Raw genomic sequence first — 19,293 nt, forward strand, 5'->3', positions numbered from 1 at the left:
CGTCCTGCTGACGGGTGTCAGGGGGCGAGCCAGGCCGAGGTGTAGGAGTCGATCTCGTCCCGGATCGCGGACTTGCCGGGCTCGTCGAGGAAGGAGGCCTCGACGGCGCTCTTGGCGAGTGCGGCGAGGCCCTGCGCGTCGAGGTTCAACAGGCGCGCGGCGACGGCGTACTCGTTGTTGAGATCGGTGCCGAACATCGGCGGATCGTCGGAGTTGATGGTGACGACGATCCCGGCCTTCACGAACTCCTTGATCGGGTGCTCGTCGAGGCTGCGGACCGCGCGCGTGGCGATGTTGGAGGTCGGGCAGACCTCCAGCGGAATCCGGTGCTCGGCGAGGTGCGCGAGGAGCTTCGGGTCCTGGAAGGAGTTGGTGCCGTGCCCGATGCGCTCGGCCCCCAGATGGGTGAGCGCGTCCCACACCGTCTCCGGTCCTGTGGTCTCGCCCGCGTGCGGCACGGAGCGCAGCCCTGCCGCGATCGCCCGGTCGAAATACGGCTTGAACTGCGGCCGTGGCACTCCGATCTCGGGCCCGCCGAGCCCGAACGACACCAGCCCCTCCGGCCGCAGCCGGTCGTCGGTGGCGAGCCGGACCGTCTCCTCGGCCGACTTCAGGCCCGCCTCGCCGGGAATGTCGAAGCACCAGCGCAGGACCGTCCCGAACTCGGCCTCCGCCGCCTTCCGCGCGTCCTCGATCGCGTCCATGAAGGCCCGCTCGTCGATGCCCCGGCGGGTGGAGGAGAACGGCGTGATGGTCAGCTCGGCGTAGCGCACCTGCTGCCGGGCCAGATCCCGGGCCACCTCGTACGTCAGCAGCCGTACGTCCTCCGGGGTGCGGATGAGGTCCACGACGGACAGATACACCTCGATGAAGTGGGCGAAGTCCGTGAAGGTGAAGAAGTCCACCAGGGCCTCGGGGTCGGTGGGCACCTTGGAGTCGGGGTGCCGGGCGGCGAGTTCCGAGACGATCCGGGGGGAGGCGGAGCCGACGTGGTGGACATGCAGTTCGGCCTTGGGCAGTCCGGCGATGAAGGTGTGCAGGTCGCGCGGCGCGGCGGCGAAAGCGCCCAGGTGCTGGGTCAAGGGTTCCTCCCCGGAACGGCGCCCCGGGGCGGCTGGCCCGAACGGGACGCGGGTGATCGGCTGATCGGTGGGTCGGGATCATCGTAGGACGGGTCCCGACGTGGCGGTGCCGCCGTCGCGGGAACTGCTGATTGACCGGGCGGCGGAACCGCTGGGGCAGGGCTTATACGATGGCGTGACGATCGACCGAGGGGGACACGGAACGTGGCGGACCAGACAGAGCCGCGCGGGGGCGCAGGAGCAGACCACGACCCGTGGGCGCCGCCGGAGCGCAGGACCTCGCTGGAGAAGGGCGGTCGGCCGCCCGCGTCCGGGCAGCAGCCTCTCCCGCAGGACCAGCCGCCGCAGGTGCACGACCAGGCCACGGTGACGTCCCTGCCGGGCGACGGATTCGCCCCGCCCGGGTTCGGTGCCCCCGGCTATGCGCCCCCCGCCCCCGACGGCTGGTCCGAGTCCGCTGTACCGCCCCCGCCGATAGCGCCCACCGGCCCCGGCGTCGGCCCGCAGGGGCCGCCGGCACCCGGCGGATACGGCTACCCCGCCTACCCGCAGGGCTACGGCTGGCCCGGTATGCAGCCGTACCCGCAGAACGGCATGGGCACCGCGGCGATGGTGCTGGGCATCCTGTCCTGCTGCATGTTCTGCATCTACGGCATCGTCTCCGTCGTCCTCGGTGTCCTCGCGGTCGTCTTCGGAGTCAAGGGGAAGCAGCGGGCGGACCGGGGTGAGGCCAACAACCGCGGTCAGGCCCAGGCGGGCTTCATCACGGGCATCGTCGGGATCGTCCTCGGCATCGCCACGATGGTCCTGATGATCATCGCGATCGTCGCCACCGTGCACGACGAGAGGAACAACGTGGACGAGGGCCCCTCCTACAACTCCGCCCCCAGCCTGTCGGCCCCACCGGTGGCCGGCGGCTGACCCCGCCCGCCTGGCCCGACTCGCCTCGTCCGGCCGGCCGGCCGCCTCGCGCCGCCGCCCGCCTTCTCGTGTCGACGGGCCCGTCTCATCCGGGCCGGCTCGTCCCGCCTGCCCGGCCGCCTGCCCGCCTCCCTCGCACCGGCCGCCCGACTCGGCCGGCTGCCTGTCTCGCCCTGCCCGTCTCGGCGGGCCGTCTCACCCGCCTTGGCTCGGCCCGCTTGACCAGCCCGGCCGTCCGCCTGCCTCGCGAGGCTGCCCGCCCGCCTCGTCCGGCCGGCTCGTCCCGTCCGGCCTCCCTCGCGCCGACCGCCCGGCCCGCCTCGCCCCGCACCCGCAGGCCCGCTCACTCCTCCCGCAACCGCTCCCGTGCCTCCATCAACGCGAAGCCCAGCAGGTTCGGCCCCCGCCACCGCTCCGGATCGGTCGCCGCCTCGTCGTCCGCCGCGAGGCCTATGCCCCACACCCGGTCCACGGGGCTCGCCTCGACCAGCACCCGATCGCCGGTGTTCACCAGGAACTCCCGCAGATCCGTGTGCGCGGCGAACTTGTGGACGCTGCCCTCGAGCACGATCCCGAAGCGCTCGCGCTCCCATGTCCCCTCGTCGAAGCCGCGCACCAGCCGCCCCGCCTTCTTGGCCTGGGACGGATGCTCCGCGGCCAGCACCCGCCGCTCCGCCTCCGTGTCGTCGAAGAGCCGCGCCTTGGCCGCCATCATCCAGTGCTCGGCGGTCGCATAGGCCACCCCGTCCACCGTGAACGGCGACGGCCACCACTGGCTCAGACAGCTCGGCCCCACCCGACCGTCCGCCCGCGCCCGATGACCCCAGAAACGGAGGTACTTGACCCGGACCCCGGCGCGGACCGCCCTGACCAATGCCTCCCGGGAGTCGATCCTGCCCGTGAACTCCCCCGTGATCTTTTCCATGCATGCGAGTCTCGCAGCCACCACTGACACTCCGTCCCCCCTTTTCCGAGCTCACTCGACACCTGGTCGACAGATTCCGTCGCGTAACCGAAAGGCAACAACGGAATCCCTTGTAGGAGTGCCATCGCTCTGTCAGGATCGGCACTCAAATCGAGCTGGAGCTACGCCACCCGCCCCCTGGAGCCACGGGGCGACGGCGGAGGAGAGCGACATGCAGAACCCGGGCACCGCCACCCCGGAACGATTCCCCGCACAGGACCGCTTCGCGGACGGCGCGCAGTTCATCGCGGGCCGCCTGACGAAGGGCACCTCCGGCCGTACGCACGCGGTCGTCGACCCGTCGACGGGCGAGGAGGTGTACACGTACGAACTGGCCGGCGCCGACGACGTCGACGCCGCCGTGGCCGCCGCGCGCGAGGCCTTCCCCGGCTGGGCCGCCACCACCCCCGGCGAGCGCTCCGACGCGCTGCACCGCTTCGCCGCCGTACTCGCCGACCGCGCCGAGCAGTTCGCCCGCGCGGAGAGCCTGCAGTGCGGCAAGCCGCTGAAGCTGACCCGCGAGTTCGACGTCCCGGGCACCATCGACAACACCGCCTTCTTCGCGGGCGCCGCCCGGCATCTGCAGGGGCAGTCCGCCGGTGAGTACTCCGGGGACCACACCTCGTACGTACGCCGTGAACCCATTGGTGTCGTCGGGTCGATCGCGCCCTGGAACTACCCCCTCCAGATGGCCGCCTGGAAGATCCTCCCGGCGATCGCCGCGGGCAACACGATCGTGCTCAAGCCCGCCGAGCTGACGCCGCTCACCTCACTGCTCTTCGCGCAGGCCGCCACCGACGCCGGCATTCCGGACGGTGTCATCAACATCGTCACCGGCACCGGCAAGGAGGCCGGTGAGCGCCTCGTCGGGCATCCCGACGTGGCCATGACCTCCTTCACCGGCTCCACCGCCGTCGGCAAGCGCGTGGCCGAGATCGCCACCGCCACCGTCAAGCGCATCCACCTGGAGCTCGGCGGCAAGGCACCCTTCGTGGTCTTCGACGACGCGGACCTGGAGGCCGCCGTCAACGGCGCGGTCGCGGGCGCGCTCATCAACACCGGGCAGGACTGCACGGCCGCCACGCGCGCGTATGTGCAGCGCCCGCTCTACGAGGCGTTCGTCGAGCGGACCGCCGCCCTGATGGAGACCGTCCGGCTCGGCGACCCCTTCGCCGCCGGCACCGACCTGGGCCCGCTGATCTCGCACGTCCAGCGCGACCGCGTCGCCGGTTTCGTCGACCGTGCGCGCTCCTACGCGCGCGTGGTGACCGGCGGCGAGGCCCCCAAGGGCGAGCTGGAGAACGGCGCCTACTACCGCCCCACCCTGGTCGCCGACGCCGCCCAGGACAGCGAGATCGTCCAGTCGGAGATCTTCGGACCGGTCCTGGTGGTCCTGCCCTTCGACGGCGATGACGAGGGAATCAGGCTCGCCAACGACTCCCCGTACGGCCTCGCCGCCTCCGCCTGGAGCCGCGACGTCTACCGGGCGAACCGTGCCACCCGCGAGATCAAGGCGGGCTGCGTGTGGATCAACGACCACATCCCGATCATCAGCGAGATGCCGCACGGCGGCTACAAGGCGTCCGGCTTCGGCAAGGACATGTCCGCGTACTCGTTCGAGGAGTACACGCAGATCAAGCACGTCATGTTCGACAACACGGCGGTGGCCAGGAAGGACTGGCACCGCACCGTCTTCGGGGACCGCTAGCAGACCGGCCGCACGACCGGCGGCCACACTCCCGAAAGGGCACCACGCGCATGGAGCAGTACGAGCCCGACCGCCCGACGCCGGCCGTGGCGGCCGCGATGCGGCGCAGCCTGAGCAACGGCCGGGCGGCGATGACCCGGCGGTCCCTGATGCGCGCCTCCGCGGGCGGCGTGCTCACCGTCGGGGGTCTCGCGGCGCTGAGCGGCTGCGGGATCCCCGCCGCGGGCAAGACACAGGGCGGTGTCTCCGCCGACGACCACTCGGCGCAGGAGAAGGTGATCAACTTCTCCAACTGGCCCGAGTACATCGACGTGGACGACAGCGGCAAGCACCGCCCGACGCTGGACGCGTTCGGCAAGCGGACCGGCATCGCGGTCAAGTACACCGAGGACATCAACGACAACGACGAGTTCTTCGGCAAGATCCAGCCGCAGCTCGCCGCGGGCCAGGACACCGGCCGTGACCTCCTCGTGCTCACCGACTGGCTGGCCGCCCGCATGATCCGCCTGGGCTACGTCCAGAAACTGGACGCGTCCAACCTGCCGCACGCCTTCGCCAACCTGTCGGACCAGTTCCGCAGCCCCGACTGGGACCCCGGGCGCGCCTACTCGTACCCCTGGCAGGGCATCTCGACCGTCATCGCCTACAACAAGAAGGCGCTCGACGGCATAGAGGTGAAGTCGGTCTCCGACCTGCTCGACAACCCCAGGCTCAAGGGCCGCGTCGGCTTCCTGACCGAGATGCGCGACAGCATCGGCATGACCATGCTCGACATGGGCAAGGACCCCGCGAAGTTCACCGACGACGACTACGACGCGGTGATCGCCCGCCTCCAGAAGGCCGTCGACAAGGGCCAGATCCGCCGCTTCACCGGCAACGACTACACGTCGGACCTCACCAAGGGCGACTTCGCCGCGTGTGTCGCCTGGGGCGGCGACATCGTCCAGCTGCAGGCGGACAACCCGAACGTCGGCTACGTCATCCCCGACAGCGGCTACATGACGTCGACCGACAACATGCTGATCCCCAACAAGGCCCGCCACAAGACGAACGCCGAGCGGCTCATCGACTACTACTACGAGCCGGAGCCGGCCGCCGAACTCGCCGCGTACATCAACTACGTGAGCCCGGTCGCGGGAGTGGTGCCCTACCTTGCCAAGATCGACAAGTCGGCGGCGAGCAACCCGCTCATCGTCCCCGACAAGGCCATGCAGGCCAAGTCCCACGCCTTCCGCTCGCTGAGCTCGAAGGAAGAGACGGCCTACCAGCAGAAGTTCGCGAAGCTCACAGGGGCGTGACGAAGATGACGACAGACAACAGCGGCGACGTCCGCCTCTCGGGCATCAGCAAGACCTACGGCTCCTTCACCGCCGTACACCCGCTCGACCTGACCGTGCCACAGGGCTCCTTCTTCGCCCTGCTCGGCGCCTCCGGCTGCGGCAAGACCACCACCCTGCGCATGATCGCCGGCCTGGAGGAGCCCTCCGGCGGCACCGTCCACCTCGGCGACCAGGAGGTCACGCATCTCCCGCCGTACAAGCGGCCGGTGAACACGGTCTTCCAGTCCTACGCCCTCTTCCCGCACCTCGACATCTTCGAGAACGTCGCCTTCGGTCTGCGCCGGCGCGGCATCAAGTCGGTGAAGAAGCAGGTCGAGGACATGCTGGAGCTGGTCCAGCTCGGCGAGCAGGCCCGCAAGAAGCCGCACCAGCTCTCCGGCGGCCAGCAGCAGCGCGTGGCCGTGGCCCGCGCCCTGATCAACCACCCCAAGGTGCTCCTCCTCGACGAGCCCCTCGGCGCCCTCGACCTCAAGCTGCGCCGCCAGATGCAGCTGGAGCTCAAGCGCATCCAGACCGAGGTCGGCATCACCTTCATCCATGTCACGCACGACCAGGAGGAGGCCATGACCATGGCCGACACGGTCGCCGTGATGAACGCGGGCCGCGTCGAACAGCTCGGCTCGCCCACCGACCTCTACGAGAACCCGAACACCACCTTCGTCGCCAACTTCCTCGGCACCTCGAACCTGATCGAGGCCGAGGTCGACACCAAGAACGGCGACGACATCGTCCTCAAGGCGGGCGGCGGCAAGCTGGTCCTGCCCGAGGTGCGATGTTCCGCGCCGACGACGACCGGCGGCAAGGTCCTGGTCGGCGTCCGCCCGGAGAAGATCTCCCTCACTCACGCCGACGACGCGGGCGAGATCACCGAGGGCCGCAACCGGATCACCGGCAGGATCGCCGACTCCTCGTTCATCGGCGTGTCCACGCAGTACGTCATCGACAGCCCCGTCTGCCCCGAGTTCGAGGTGTACGCGCAGAACATCGACCGCGACGCCCGGCTGGTGCCCGGCGCCGAGGTCGTCCTGCACTGGAACCCGGCGCACACCTTCGGCCTCGACGCGGACCAGGACATCGACGCCGGTGTCGCCGAGGTCGAGGAGGACGCCGCCTGATGGCCGCCGTCACCGAGGCGCCGCCTCTGGCGCCCGCCCCCGAGACCAAGCCCCCGCGCAAACGCGGCCGCCTGGTGCCGTACTGGCTGCTGCTCCCCGGCATCCTCTGGCTGATCGTCTTCTTCGCGCTGCCGATGATCTACCAGGCCTCCACGTCCGTGCAGACGGGCTCCCTGGAAGCGGGCTACAAGGTCACCTGGCACTTCGCCACCTACTGGGACGCGCTGTCCGAGTACTGGCCGCAGTTCCTGCGCTCGGTCGCGTACGCGGCCGCGGCCACGGTGCTGTGTCTGCTGCTGGGCTACCCGCTGGCGTATCTGATCGCCTTCCGCGCGGGCCGCTGGCGGAACCTGATCATGGTGCTGGTGATCGCGCCGTTCTTCACCAGCTTCCTGATCCGCACCCTCGCCTGGAAGACGATCCTCGCGGACAGCGGCCCGGTGGTGAGCACCCTTCACACGCTGCACGTCCTGGACGTCACCAACTGGCTCGGCTGGACCTCCGGCGACCGCGTCCTGGCCACCCCGCTCGCGGTGGTCTGCGGACTGACGTACAACTTCCTGCCGTTCATGATCCTGCCGCTGTACACCTCGCTGGAGCGCATCGACGGGCGGCTCCACGAGGCAGCCGGCGACCTGTACGCCAAGCCCTGGACCACCTTCCGCAAGGTCACCTTCCCGCTGTCGATGCCCGGCGTGGTCTCCGGCACGCTGCTGACCTTCATCCCGGCGGCCGGCGACTACGTCAACGCCGAACTGCTCGGCTCGACCGACACCCGCATGATCGGAAACGTCATCCAGACCCAGTTCCTGCGGATCCTGGACTATCCGACGGCGGCCGCCCTCTCCTTCATCCTCATGGCCGCGATTCTCCTCATGGTCACCCTCTACATTCGCAAGTCCGGGACGGAGGATCTGGTTTAAATGTCCGTCCTCAACTGGCTCAAGCGCCATCTCGTCGTCATCGCGGGACTCCTGACGCTCGGATATCTCCTGCTCCCGAACGTCATCGTCACGGTGTTCTCCTTCAACAAACCGAAGGGGCGCTTCAACTACCAGTGGCAGCAGTTCTCCACGGACGCATGGAAGGATCCCTGCGGTGTCGCCGACATGTGCGGCTCGCTGTCGATCAGCCTCCAGATCGCCTTCTGGGCGACGATCGGCGCCACCGTCCTCGGCACGATGATCGCCTTCGCGCTGGTCCGCTACCGGTTCCGCGCGCGGGGCACCGTGAACTCGCTGATCTTCCTGCCGATGGCGATGCCCGAGGTCGTCATGGCGGCCTCGCTGCTGACCCTGTTCCTCAACCTGGGTGCCCAGCTGGGCTTCTGGACGATCCTCATCGCCCACATCATGTTCTGCCTCAGCTTCGTCGTCGTCGCCGTCAAGGCGCGCGTGATGTCCATGGACCCGCGCCTGGAGCAGGCCGCACAGGACCTCTACGCCGGCCCGGCGCAGACCTTCCTGCGCGTCACCCTGCCCATCGCGGCCCCCGGAATCGCAGCCGGTGCGCTGCTGTCCTTCGCGCTCTCCTTCGACGATTTCATCATCACCAATTTCAACGCGGGCTCGACCGTCACGTTCCCCATGTTCGTCTGGGGCTCGGCGCAGCGCGGCACACCCGTCCAGATCAATGTCATCGGTACGACGATGTTCCTCGTCGCCGTATTGTTGGTCCTTTCTTCGATGCTCATCGGGAATCGCCGCAACAAGCAAAAGGCGTAATCGCAGAAGCCCTGTAGGGAGTTGAAATCATGGCCCCAAGCGCCATGCCTCTCTTTTCTGGGGGCGACGCCCCCAGACCCCCGAGCTGGACAAAGTCTCTCTCCGACGCACAGCCGGTCCCGTACTGGCTCGAAGACCCCGGCAAGCCCCACCCCGAGCCCGCGCTCACCGGCACCGAGACCTGCGATCTGCTGGTCGTCGGCGGCGGCTACAGCGGACTGTGGACCGCGCTCATCGCCAAGGAGCGCGACCCCGCACGGGATGTCGTCCTGCTGGAAGGCCGCGAGGCGGGCTGGGCCGCCTCGGGCCGCAACGGCGGCTTCTGCGCCGCCTCCCTCACCCACGGCCTGCCCAACGGCCTGGCCCGCTGGCCGGACGAGATCCACAAGCTGCAGGAACTGGGCGCCCGCAACCTCGACGAGATCGAGAAGGCGGTCGCCCGCCACTCCCTCGACTGCGACTTCGAGCGCACCGGCGAGATCGACGTCGCGACCGAGACCTACCAGGCGTGGGAACTGCGCGACTGGTACGAGGAGATGGAGCGCGAGGGCCTCGCCGAGGGCGTCGAGTTCCTGGACGCGGAAGCGGTACGGGAACAAGTCGACTCACCGACATTCCAGGCCGGCCTCTGGGACCGCCGTGGCGTCGCCATGCTCCACCCGGCGAAGCTCGCCTGGGGCCTCAGGCGCGCCTGCCTCGCCCTCGGCGTCCGCATCTACGAGCACACCCCCGCCCTCACCCTGAAGCCGTACGGCGCCGGCATGGCCGTACGCACCCCCTACGGCTCCGTCCGCGCCCGCAAGGTCGCGCTCGGCACCAACATCTTCCCCAACCTGATCAAGCGCGTACGGGCCTACACCGTTCCGGTCTACGACTACGCGCTGATGACCGAGCCGCTCAGCGAGGAGCAGCTGGCCTCGATCGGCTGGAAGAACCGCCAGGGCCTCGGGGACAGCGCCAACCAGTTCCACTACTTCCGGCTGTCCGCCGACAACCGCATCCTGTGGGGCGGCTACGACGCGATCCACCACTACGGCGGCCGGGTGCGCCGCGAGTACGACGACCGGCCGGAGACCTACGCCAAGCTCGCCGGGCACTTCTTCGCCTGCTTCCCGCAGCTGGAGGGCGTCCGTTTCACGCATGCTTGGGGCGGCGCCATCGACACCTGCTCGCGCTTCTCGGCGTTCTTCGGCACCGCCCACCAGGGCAACGTCGCCTACGCGGCGGGCTACACGGGCCTCGGCGTGGGCGCCACCCGCTTCGGCGCCGAGGTGATGCTGGACCTGCTGGCGGGACAGACCACGGAGCGGACCTCGCTGGAGATGGTCCGCAAGAAGCCGCTGCCGTTCCCGCCCGAGCCCTTCGCCTGGACCGGCATCGCACTCACCAAGTGGTCCCTGGCCCGCGCGGACGCACACGGCGGCCGCCGCAACCTCTGGCTGCGGACAATGGACCGACTCGGGCTCGGGTTCGACAGCTGAGGCACCCGGTGCGCGGCGATTGTGACCCAGCTCACTTCATCGTCTCGGGAAAACCCGCGTAATGCCTGCCAGGAGACCTCCCTCTCTCCCGTGACGCGACCAGCGTCCAGGAGAGACAGGAGGTCTCCTCATGGCTGGGGCGAAAACGGCGGTCGAGTGGCTGGCGTCCGTTGCTCCGGATCCAGAGGCCTGCCGCTGGGAGTGGGAGCGCAATCCCCTGGGGATCGCGCTGCTGCCCGCGGGCAAGGCCTGGGACGTGCTCATCCTTCCGGCCGGGCTCGGCTATGCCACGCTCGACGTCCTCACCCGTTTCCTCGACCGGCCGGGTCCGGTGCTTGTCGACTTCGGGGACGCCCGCATGGGCTTCTTCGTGCCGCCGGGCACCGCGGCCCGCTGGCTGGGCACCGGCATCCGTACGGCGGGGGCCGGCACCTGGATCGTGGTGCCGTACCCGGGCCGCTCGACCGGCGGCGTCCGCTGGCTGGTACCGCCCGACGGCTCGGGCACTCTCACGGACCCATCACTCCTCGAATTGGCGATGCACGAGGCGGCGGCGGGCCTGGCGCGTGAGGAGGACAGCTGACCGGCCACTGACGGCCAGAGGTCTGTACAGGCGGCTTGCGCGGACGGCTCACGGTCTGCGCAGACGGCTCACAAGGACGGACTGCTCGGACTCACCGCACTCCCGTCGGCCCCCGCACGGCCGACGCGGACCAGGAACATCCACAGGGACGCGATCAGCACCGTGCACAGACACCAGCTGGCCACTACGTCCAGGGGCCAGTGATAACCGCGCCGCACCAGCCCGAACCCGACGGCGAGATTGGCGACGGCGCAGGCGACGAGCAGCGCACGGCGGGCGTACACCGCGCGGAGCCAGGGGAGCAGGAGCAGGGTCGCCGAGCCGTAGGCGACGGCGGCCGTCGCGGTGTGGCCGGACGGGTAGTAGCCGGTAGCCGGAGGCACGAGGGGGGTGCCCGGGCGGTCGATCAGTTCCTTGAGGGGCACGACCAGGGCCGGGACCAGCGCCATCAGCAGCGCGGCCGCGAGCGGCGGCAGCCACCAGCGGTGCGTCCCCGTCGCACGGCCACGCCAGGCCACGTACACCAGGACGACGGCGAGCACAGGCACCGCCACCCCGATGTTGCCCAGGTCGGCGAGGAGTTCCGAGAAGCGGTCGGGGTGCGCGAGGGCGCCACTGACCCGCCGGTCCAGGCGCAGCAGCAGGCCGTCCGACACGACCTGCCAGGTGATCAGCGCGAAGAGGAGGGCGGGAAGCCCGAGAAGGAGAAGAAAGGAGGTCGGCCGCCCCGGAACAGGGGGGGTAGTTCCGAGGCGGCCGATCAGATCGGATCGACGCCCACCCCGGGGGGTTTGGGGCGGGCGACTGTCCGATCGGTGAGGAGATCCGGAGCCGGAAGCTCCGTGTGTGTGCGCGAGGGCACGACCAGGTCGTAGCTGGGGAGGCCACGGCCTGAAATCGCCCACAGTCCCCTGTGAGCGGGGTGTATCTCTCATCTGGGTAGAACCTACGGCAGGGAATGGGCGGAAGACAGACGGAATCGCGTCCCGCCATCCACCTCGCACACGTTCTTCACACGGCCTGACGCCGACCGTCCCGGCCCCGGAATCGCGAGGGATGCCAGGGCTGGGGCGGGTGGTGCGCATGGGACGCGCATCCTGTGCTTGAGCTGGGGATTCCGCTGGGCTCAGATCCGCGCGAAGGCCTGCTCGATGATGTCGAGACCCTCGTTCAGGAGGTCCTCGCCGATGACCAGCGGAGGCAGGAAGCGGAGGACGTTGCCGTAGGTGCCACAGGTCAGGACCAGCAGGCCCTCGGCGTGGCAGGCCTTGGCCAGCGCGGCGGTCGCCTCCGGGTTCGGCTCCTTGGTCGTACGGTCCTTGACCAGCTCGATGGCGATCATCGCGCCGCGGCCGCGGACGTCACCGATGACGTCGAACTTCTCGGCCATGGCGCCGAGGCGGGCCTTCATGACCGCCTCGATGTTCTTCGCCCTGGCGTTGAGGTCGAGCTCCTTCATCGTCTCGATCGAGCCGAGCGCACCGGCGCAGGCGACCGGGTTGCCGCCGTAGGTGCCGCCCAGGCCGCCCGCGTGCGCGGCGTCCATGATCTCGGCGCGGCCGGTCACGGCGGCCAGCGGCAGACCGCCCGCGATGCCCTTGGCGGTGGTGATCAGGTCCGGGACGATGCCCTCGTCCTCGCACGCGAACCACTGGCCGGTGCGGCAGAAGCCGGACTGGATCTCGTCGGCGACGAAGACGATGCCGTTGTCGGCGGCGAACTTCCGGATCGCCGGCAGGAAGCCCTTGGCGGGCTCGATGAAGCCGCCCTCGCCGAGCACCGGCTCGATGATGATCGCGGCGACGTTGTCCGGGCCGACCTGCTTGCTGATCTGGTCGATGGCCTGCGCGGCGGCCTCGGGACCGGCGTTCTCCGGACCGGTCGGCCAGCGGTAGCCATAGGCGACCGGGACGCGGTACACCTCGGGCGCGAAGGGTCCGAAGCCGTGCTTGTACGGCATGTTCTTCGAGGTCAGCGCCATCGTCAGATTGGTACGGCCGTGGTAGCCGTGGTCGAAGACGACGACGGCCTGGCGCTTGGTGTACGCGCGGGCGATCTTGACGGCGTTCTCGACGGCCTCGGCACCGCTGTTGAACAGCGCGGACTTCTTGGCGTGGTCACCCGGGGTGAGCTCGGCGAGGGCCTCGGCGACCTCCACGTAGCCCTCGTACGGGGTGACCATGAAACAGGTGTGGGTGAAGTCCGCAAGCTGCGCGGACGCCCGGCGTACGACGGCCTCGGCGGACGCGCCGACGGACGTCACCGCGATGCCGGAGCCGAAGTCGATGAGCCGGTTGCCGTCGACGTCCTCGATGATCCCGCCGCCCGCGCGCGCGGTGAACACGGGCAGCACGGAGCCCACGCCCTGCGCGACCGCTGCGGTGCGGCGGGCCTGCAGTTCCTGCGACTTCGGGCCGGGGATGGCGGTGACGATCCGGCGCTCCTGCGGAAGTGCACTCATGAGGGGCTCCTGGGGGTGTGCGGCCTTGCACAGGCTCTTGCGGACTCTTGCCTTCTTTTCTCGCAGGTTAGGGCAGGGAGAGGGGGGTGGGCATGCTCCATGTGGGCGCTGTCGGGGGTTCGGGTTTGTCCGCGGTGGACATGGCGCCCGGTGCGGGGCCCGGCCGCGTAAGCGGTGAACTCCCCGTGCCGGGGCGTTAGATTGACCGCTGACGGTGGACGGAACGGCTGGTCAGGGAGCGAGGGTGATGGACAGCGACGGGACGCAGGACACACGGGGTACGCATGCGAATCCTGTGCCGCGTCCGGCAGGTCCGCCGGAGGTACCGCCGAGGCCCACGGCCGCACCCGGCGTGCCGCCGCGGCCGGACGGCTCGGCGTTCCTGACGTGGCTGCGGGCGCCGCGCCCGGAGACACCGCCCGGCGTGTGGCGGCTCGGGCATCGGCCGCGGCCTCGGGAGGAGCCGGAACAGATTCCGACGAGGCAGTTGATCAGCGGGGCCCTGATCGCCTTTCTGGTGGGCTGGCTCGTGTGGTCGCTCCTGCAGAACGGCTATCTGGGCGACTGGTGGCTTCTGCCGTTCAAGTTGCTCGTCCCCGATTCTTGGCGGGGCGGCGACAGCGAAACCGGCAACGTCCTCGTGTACGAGGGGTACGAACTACTCGTCGCCTTGGTGATCATGATGACGGTGGGCAAGTTGGGCCGTTGGAGCGAGGTCTGGCGGCGGTTCGCCCTCCCTCTCCTGAAGCGCCCCGAGCCCCGGCAAGCACCTGCACCCGGGCCGGAGGAGGACCCGGCTTGCTGGAATCAGCTTCGTGCTGCCGGTGCCCACGACGCTGCCGACCGGCTCTCCATGGCGGCCCGAACCGGGGAGATGAGCGATGTCGATCACGCCCGCGTGGTCCGCGCCTGGCAGGGGGTGCGAAGCGGCCGGCACAGCCTCACCGCTTTCACCGGGGCCGTACTCAAGGACGGCGCCGCCGCCTGCCTGCATCCTTCGGGCGAGCGTGACCTGCCCGTCCGCCACGCCCAGCACGACCTGATCACCGGCCAGGTACGGCTGGGCCGTACCGCTGACGACCCGCGCAACCCTTACGGCTATCGTGCCACTGGACTCGCCCTCAGCCCCGATCTCCTGGGGACGTCGCTCACAGTCGTCGGGCCGGCCGGTTCCGGCAAGACCGGCTCGGTGGTACGGCCGCTGGCGGAGTCCCTCTGCCTGCAGGCGCTGGCGGGACGAGCTGCAGTGGTCGTCGTCGGAACGCCGGGCGCCGCGCTCGGACCGGTCGACGCCTACGACGTCGTCGTACGGATCGGGAATCCGGAATCGGTGTACGACCTGGACCTGTACGGCGGGACGAGTGACCCGGACGAGGCCGCGGCCGTGCTGGCCGAGGCGCTGGTCGGAGACCTCGCCGATCCGCACCCGGGCAGTGACAGCCGCCGGTCCACCACCGTGCTCGCCCAGCTGCTCGGCCCCTTCCGGGCGGTACACGACCGTTTCCCCTCCGTGCCGGAGCTGCGGCAGCTGCTGGACGGATCGCCCGGGCCGCTGGAGGAGCTGCGTACGGCGCTGCAGGGTTCCGGGCAGGAGTCGCTGCTGCGGGAACTGGACGCCCGCCGACGGCAGTTGGGGCACCCCGGGGATGTGGCGGCGGTGCTGGCGGACCGGGTGGCGCTGCTGGACCGGCCCGCCTTCGCGGGGTTCTTCGACACGTCGGGGCAGTCCAAGCCGTTCTCGCTCAAGGCCCTCGACCACCCGGTGCGGGTGCGCATCGACCTGCCCGAGCGCGGGCATGCGGACGCCTCGCGGATGCTGGCGCGGCTGGTGCTCGCGCAGTTCACCGCGAGTGTGCCGGTACGCGAGGACCGGTCGCTGTTCGCCTGCCTGGTGCTGGACGACGCGACGGGGGCGGTGACCCCGGAGGCGGTGCGCGGGATCCAGCGGCTGCGGTCCGGGAACGCGGGCGTCGTACTGACCCTGCGGACCCTGGACGACGTGCCGAGGCCGCTGCGCGGGCCGCTGCTCGGCTCCACCGGATGCCGTATGGCGCTGTCCGGGCTCACCCCGTGGGACGGGCAGGACTTCGCCGAGGTCTGGGGCAAGGAGTGGACCGAGGCACGCGACGTCACCGACCGGCAGATCATCGCCGAGACCCCGGCCGGCAAGGCCGTCCACATGCTCCGGCGCGTCATCACCGGCAAGGCGCCCACCGCACGGGCCGTGACCGTCCGGCAGGTCGAACGCGAGCGGTGGTCGGCGTCCGAACTGGCGCACGGGGTGCCGCCCGGACATGCGGTGCTGTCGCTGACGACCGTCAAGGGTGAGCACGCGCCGCCTCTGCTGGTGGATCTGAGAGGTTAGGGCTGGACTTCACGGGACCGGGTGACCGTACATTGAGGCAGAATCGGCACAGGCCGTTCATACCAGGCGGCCAAAAGATCAAAAGGTTCGCCCGATCCCCGCAAACCTGACCTGAAGGCCTCATGCCCCCGACACTCGCCTCGCTCGTCCACCACTCCGCGCTCAAACTCACCGTGCGCGCGGGTGAGGACCGCCTCGACGTGCCGGTCCGCTGGGCGCATGTCAGCGAGCTCGCCGACCCCGTGCCCTACATGGAAGGCGGGGAGCTGCTGCTGATCACCGCGCTGAAGCTGGACGCGGAGGATCCGGAGGCGATGCGGCGCTATGTGAAGCGGCTGGTGGGGGCGGGCGTCGTCGGACTCGGCTTCGCCGTCGGGGTCAACTACGAGGAGATCCCGAAGGCGCTGGTCGACGCGGCGGAGGGCGAGGGCCTGCCGCTGCTCGAGGTGCCGCGGCGGACGCCCTTCCTCGCCATCAGCAAGGCCGTGTCCGCGGCGATCGCCGCCGACCAGTACCGGGCGGTGACGGCGGGCTTCGCCGCCCAGCGGGAACTGACCAAGCAGGCGCTGACCGGCGGACCCGAGGGAGTGCTGTCGGCACTCGCCTCGCAGGTCGACGGATGGGCTGCGCTGTACGACGCCTCGGGCGCCGTCGTCGCGACCGCACCGGAGTGGGCGGGGCGGCGGGCCGCGCGGCTCACGGCGGACGTGGAGCGGCTGCGGGACCGGCCCGCGCCGGCCTCCTCGGTGGTCGGCCCCCCGGACAACGAGGACCGCGTCGAACTGCACTCCCTGGGGACGGGGCGGCGGCCCCGGGCCGCGCTCGCGGTGGGGACGGCGGCCGCCCTGGGGACGGCGGAGCGGTATGCCGTCCACTCGGCGATCGCGCTGCTGACGCTGACGACGGAACGGTCGCGGTCGCTGCACGCTGCGGAACAGCGCATCGGTGCGGCGGTGCTGCGCATGCTGCTGGCGGGGGAGCCGGACCATGCGCGGGCCGTCGCGGGCCATCTGTACGGGGAGCTGCTGGACGCGCCCTTCCGGTTGATCATCGCGGAGTCGGCCGCGCGGGCCGCCGCCGACGCGGGTGGCGATCCGCTGGCCGGGCTCGCCGAGATCGTGGAGTCGGCGGCCGCGCGGGCGGGGGAGGCCGTGCTGGTCGTGCCCGAAGGGGAGCGGTTGGTCGTGCTGGCCGTGGACGGCGGTGCGGCGGTCACGGCGTGCGGGGAGTACGCGGCGGCGGTCGAGGCTCAGCGGAGCGGGGCGGAGGGGGCGCGGGACGCCGTCGGCGGTGAGGAGGACGAGCTGGTGGTCGGGCTGTCGGCGCCCGTGGGGCCGATCGCGGCCGCGGCGGCGTACAAGCAGGCCGAGCAGGCGTTGTCGGTGGCCCGGCGGCGGGGGCGGGTGTGCGTGGGGCACGAGCAGCTGGCGGCGGGGTCTGTGCTGCCGTTGCTGGCCGATGACGCGGTGAAGGCGTTCGCCGACGGGTTGCTGCGGGCGCTGTACGAGCATGACGCGACCGGGCGGGGGGATCTGGTGGCCTCGCTGCGGGCGTGGTTGTCGCGGCATGGGCAGTGGGATGCGGCGGCTGCGGATCTGGGGGTGCATCGGCACACGTTGCGGTACCGGATGCGGCGGGTGGAGGAGATTCTGGGGCGGTCGCTGGACGATCCGGATGTGCGGATGGAGTTGTGGCTGGCGCTGAAGGCGACGTCGGCGGAGTAGCCACCCTGGGGTTTCCTCGCCCCCTGGGGGCTGCCGCCCCCGGACCCTCGCTTCGGCCTGAACGGCCTCGTCCTCGAACGCCGGACGGGCTGAGATGGCTGAGCCGAATTCAGCCGCTCCGGCGTTCGAGGAGCGGGGGTCCGGGGGCCGGCCCCCGGATCGGGTAGGGACGGGAAGGGGCGGCGGGGGCGAAGAACCCTTCTGTACCCGCCACCACGCCAATCCGGCGCATCTCCACCCCCGACCGCTACACCCCGGCCAAACACACCCCCACCCCCACCGCCCTACCGTGGACCCAACCACCCTGCACACCCCCTAACGCGGAAGGGCCGGGACCACATGACTTCCACCACCGCCTTCTGGCTCGCCGGCCGCCAGGCCACGGGCGAGGACACCTTCGACGTCACCTCCCCGTGGGACGGCCGCCTCGTCGGCAAGGTGAGCGTGCCGACCGACGCCCAGGTCGAGGAGGCCGTCGCCGCCGCCCACGCCGTCCGCGAGGACTTCGCCGCCACCCCCGCCCACGTCCGCGCCGCCGCCCTCGACCACGTCAGCCGCAGGCTCGCCGAGCGCACCGAGGAGATCGCCCGGCTGATCTCCGCCGAGAACGGCAAGCCGATCAAGTGGGCCCGCGGCGAGGTCGGCCGCGCAGTCTCCGTCTTCCGGTTCGCCGCCGAAGAGGCCCGCCGTTTCAACGGCGGCGAGGCCCAGCGCCTCGACACCGACGCCGGCGGCCAGGGCCGTCTCGCCCTCACCCGCCGCTTCCCCAAGGGCGTGGTCCTCGGCATCGCGCCCTTCAACTTCCCGCTCAACCTGTGCGCCCACAAGATCGCCCCGGCGATCGCGGCCGGCGCGCCGATCATCCTGAAGCCGGCGCCCGCCACCCCGCTCTCCGGTCTGATCATCGGTGACCTGCTCGCCGAGACGGACCTCCCGGCCGGCTCCTGGAGCATCCTCCCGGTCGCCAACGACAAGATGCCCGCCCTGGTCCAGGACGAGCGCCTGCCGGTCATCTCCTTCACCGGTTCCGAGAAGGTCGGCTACGCGATCATGGACTCGGTGCCGCGCAAGCACTGCACCCTGGAGCTGGGCGGCAATGGCGCGGCCGTCGTCCTCGGCGACTACGCCTCCGACGCCGACCTCGACTGGGCCGCCACCCGCATCGCCACCTTCTCCAACTACCAGGGCGGCCAGTCCTGCATCTCCGTGCAGCGCGTCATCGCGGACGCGTCGGTGTACGACCGGCTGCTGCCGCGCATCGTCGCCGCCGTCGAGGCCCAGGTCACCGGCGATCCGGCCGACGACAAGACCGATGTCGGTCCGCTGGTCAGCGAGGACGCGGCCAAGCGCGTCGAGTCCTGGGTGAAGGAGGCCGTCGAGGCCGGTGCCACCCTGCTCACCGGCGGCGACCGCGACGGCGCCTCCTACGCGCCGACCGTCCTCACCGACGTACCGGCCGACACGACGATCTCCTGCGAGGAGGTCTTCGGGCCCGTCCTGACCGTGCAGAAGGTGGACGGCGAGGCCGAGGCCTTCGCCGCCGTCAACTCCTCCAAGTACGGCCTCCAGGCGGGTGTGTTCACGCACGACCTCCAGGTGGCCTTCCGGGCGCATCGTGCGCTGGAGGTGGGCGGCGTGGTCATCGGCGACGTCCCCTCCTACCGGGCCGACCAGATGCCGTACGGCGGCGCCAAGCAGTCCGGCGTGGGCCGCGAGGGCGTGAAGTTCGCCATGGACGACTACACGTACGAGCGGGTGCTGGTCCTCACCGGACTCGCCCTCTAGGTCCCTCTGGCAAATGGGAACCATTTTCATATAGGCTCCC

15 protein-coding genes are annotated in these 19,293 nt (G+C 70.6%); 11 read left to right on the top strand and 4 right to left on the bottom strand.

What is annotated here, in order from left to right; all coding sequences use genetic code 11:
• Nucleotides 1-17 precede the first annotated feature (17 nt).
• Nucleotides 18-1,139, bottom strand: coding sequence for an adenosine deaminase (locus tag AB0N07_RS04615; RefSeq protein ID WP_365832093.1), 1,122 nt, complete (start codon nucleotides 1,137-1,139; stop codon nucleotides 18-20).
• 147 nt (nucleotides 1,140-1,286) lie between these two features.
• On the opposite strand from AB0N07_RS04615, the gene AB0N07_RS04620 reads away from it, so the two are divergent.
• Nucleotides 1,287-2,003 (top strand): DUF4190 domain-containing protein, encoded by a 717-nt coding sequence (locus tag AB0N07_RS04620; protein ID WP_365832010.1) that lies wholly within the window; start codon nucleotides 1,287-1,289, stop codon nucleotides 2,001-2,003.
• 343 nt (nucleotides 2,004-2,346) lie between these two features.
• Here the strand turns inward: AB0N07_RS04620 and AB0N07_RS04625 are convergent, their stop codons facing one another.
• The gene (locus tag AB0N07_RS04625; protein ID WP_365832011.1) at nucleotides 2,347-2,928 is read right to left on the bottom strand and encodes an NADAR family protein; all 582 of its coding nucleotides are present in this window, start codon (nucleotides 2,926-2,928) and stop codon (nucleotides 2,347-2,349) included.
• A 211-nt stretch (nucleotides 2,929-3,139) separates the two neighbouring features.
• Between AB0N07_RS04625 and AB0N07_RS04630 the strand changes: the two genes are divergently transcribed.
• The 7 genes from AB0N07_RS04630 to AB0N07_RS04660 all read left to right on the top strand — a co-directional run bounded on the left by AB0N07_RS04630 (nucleotide 3,140) and on the right by AB0N07_RS04660 (nucleotide 10,918).
• A complete protein-coding gene (locus tag AB0N07_RS04630) occupies nucleotides 3,140-4,675 on the top strand; it encodes a gamma-aminobutyraldehyde dehydrogenase (RefSeq protein WP_365832012.1) in 1,536 nt (511 codons plus the stop codon).
• Between the two features lie 50 nt (nucleotides 4,676-4,725).
• Nucleotides 4,726-5,973, top strand: a complete 1,248-nt coding sequence (locus AB0N07_RS04635; protein WP_365832013.1) for a spermidine/putrescine ABC transporter substrate-binding protein — start codon at nucleotides 4,726-4,728, stop codon at nucleotides 5,971-5,973.
• Between the two features lie 5 nt (nucleotides 5,974-5,978).
• Nucleotides 5,979-7,130, top strand: a complete 1,152-nt coding sequence (locus tag AB0N07_RS04640; RefSeq protein ID WP_365832015.1) for an ABC transporter ATP-binding protein — start codon at nucleotides 5,979-5,981, stop codon at nucleotides 7,128-7,130.
• Nucleotides 7,130-8,053, top strand: a complete 924-nt coding sequence (locus tag AB0N07_RS04645; RefSeq protein ID WP_365832017.1) for an ABC transporter permease — start codon at nucleotides 7,130-7,132, stop codon at nucleotides 8,051-8,053. Before AB0N07_RS04640 ends, AB0N07_RS04645 begins: the two co-directional genes overlap by 1 nt.
• Nucleotides 8,054-8,854, top strand: a complete 801-nt coding sequence (locus AB0N07_RS04650) for an ABC transporter permease (protein ID WP_365832019.1) — start codon at nucleotides 8,054-8,056, stop codon at nucleotides 8,852-8,854. It begins immediately after the preceding gene.
• A gap of 29 nt (nucleotides 8,855-8,883) precedes the next feature.
• On the top strand, nucleotides 8,884-10,335 hold the full coding sequence (locus AB0N07_RS04655; RefSeq protein WP_365832021.1) for an FAD-dependent oxidoreductase: 1,452 nt from the start codon (nucleotides 8,884-8,886) through the stop codon (nucleotides 10,333-10,335).
• A gap of 130 nt (nucleotides 10,336-10,465) precedes the next feature.
• Nucleotides 10,466-10,918: a hypothetical protein gene (locus tag AB0N07_RS04660; RefSeq protein WP_365832023.1), complete on the top strand. Its 453-nt coding sequence runs from the start codon at nucleotides 10,466-10,468 to the stop codon at nucleotides 10,916-10,918.
• A 68-nt stretch (nucleotides 10,919-10,986) separates the two neighbouring features.
• On the opposite strand, the gene AB0N07_RS04665 is transcribed toward AB0N07_RS04660, so the two are convergent.
• Together AB0N07_RS04665 and gabT are read right to left on the bottom strand one after the other, a co-directional pair.
• Entirely contained in the window at nucleotides 10,987-11,853 is an 867-nt protein-coding gene (locus tag AB0N07_RS04665; RefSeq protein ID WP_365832025.1) for a phosphatase PAP2 family protein, read from the bottom strand.
• Nucleotides 11,854-12,044: 191 nt separating this feature from the next.
• Nucleotides 12,045-13,379 (bottom strand): 4-aminobutyrate--2-oxoglutarate transaminase, encoded by a 1,335-nt coding sequence (gabT, locus tag AB0N07_RS04670; protein ID WP_365832027.1) that lies wholly within the window; start codon nucleotides 13,377-13,379, stop codon nucleotides 12,045-12,047.
• A 247-nt stretch (nucleotides 13,380-13,626) separates the two neighbouring features.
• On the opposite strand from gabT, the gene AB0N07_RS04675 reads away from it, so the two are divergent.
• The 3 genes from AB0N07_RS04675 to AB0N07_RS04685 all read left to right on the top strand — a co-directional run bounded on the left by AB0N07_RS04675 (nucleotide 13,627) and on the right by AB0N07_RS04685 (nucleotide 19,253).
• Complete coding sequence (locus AB0N07_RS04675) at nucleotides 13,627-15,744, top strand: ATP-binding protein (protein WP_365832029.1); 2,118 nt, start codon at nucleotides 13,627-13,629, stop codon at nucleotides 15,742-15,744.
• 122 nt (nucleotides 15,745-15,866) lie between these two features.
• Entirely contained in the window at nucleotides 15,867-17,468 is a 1,602-nt protein-coding gene (locus AB0N07_RS04680) for a PucR family transcriptional regulator (protein WP_365832031.1), read from the top strand.
• Between the two features lie 339 nt (nucleotides 17,469-17,807).
• On the top strand, nucleotides 17,808-19,253 hold the full coding sequence (locus AB0N07_RS04685) for an aldehyde dehydrogenase family protein (protein WP_365832033.1): 1,446 nt from the start codon (nucleotides 17,808-17,810) through the stop codon (nucleotides 19,251-19,253).
• Nucleotides 19,254-19,293: the final 40 nt, after the last annotated feature.

This window comes from Streptomyces sp. NPDC051172, from assembly GCF_040682555.1.
Classification (GTDB): domain Bacteria; phylum Actinomycetota; class Actinomycetes; order Streptomycetales; family Streptomycetaceae; genus Streptomyces.

Excerpts from the sequence above, each read along its gene's own strand:
- AB0N07_RS04625 (WP_365832011.1), bottom strand. The coding sequence starts at position 2,928 with ATGGAAAAGATCACGGGGGAGTTCACGGGCAGGATCGACTCCCGGGAG.
- AB0N07_RS04630 (WP_365832012.1), top strand. The coding sequence starts at position 3,140 with ATGCAGAACCCGGGCACCGCCACCCCGGAACGATTCCCCGCACAGGAC.
- AB0N07_RS04635 (WP_365832013.1), top strand. The coding sequence starts at position 4,726 with ATGGAGCAGTACGAGCCCGACCGCCCGACGCCGGCCGTGGCGGCCGCG.
- AB0N07_RS04640 (WP_365832015.1), top strand. The coding sequence starts at position 5,979 with ATGACGACAGACAACAGCGGCGACGTCCGCCTCTCGGGCATCAGCAAG.
- AB0N07_RS04645 (WP_365832017.1), top strand. The coding sequence starts at position 7,130 with ATGGCCGCCGTCACCGAGGCGCCGCCTCTGGCGCCCGCCCCCGAGACC.
- AB0N07_RS04650 (WP_365832019.1), top strand. The coding sequence starts at position 8,054 with ATGTCCGTCCTCAACTGGCTCAAGCGCCATCTCGTCGTCATCGCGGGA.
- AB0N07_RS04655 (WP_365832021.1), top strand. The coding sequence starts at position 8,884 with ATGGCCCCAAGCGCCATGCCTCTCTTTTCTGGGGGCGACGCCCCCAGA.
- AB0N07_RS04660 (WP_365832023.1), top strand. The coding sequence starts at position 10,466 with ATGGCTGGGGCGAAAACGGCGGTCGAGTGGCTGGCGTCCGTTGCTCCG.
- AB0N07_RS04665 (WP_365832025.1), bottom strand. The coding sequence starts at position 11,853 with ATGAGAGATACACCCCGCTCACAGGGGACTGTGGGCGATTTCAGGCCG.
- gabT (WP_365832027.1), bottom strand. The coding sequence starts at position 13,379 with ATGAGTGCACTTCCGCAGGAGCGCCGGATCGTCACCGCCATCCCCGGC.
- AB0N07_RS04675 (WP_365832029.1), top strand. The coding sequence starts at position 13,627 with ATGGACAGCGACGGGACGCAGGACACACGGGGTACGCATGCGAATCCT.
- AB0N07_RS04680 (WP_365832031.1), top strand. The coding sequence starts at position 15,867 with ATGCCCCCGACACTCGCCTCGCTCGTCCACCACTCCGCGCTCAAACTC.
- AB0N07_RS04685 (WP_365832033.1), top strand. The coding sequence starts at position 17,808 with ATGACTTCCACCACCGCCTTCTGGCTCGCCGGCCGCCAGGCCACGGGC.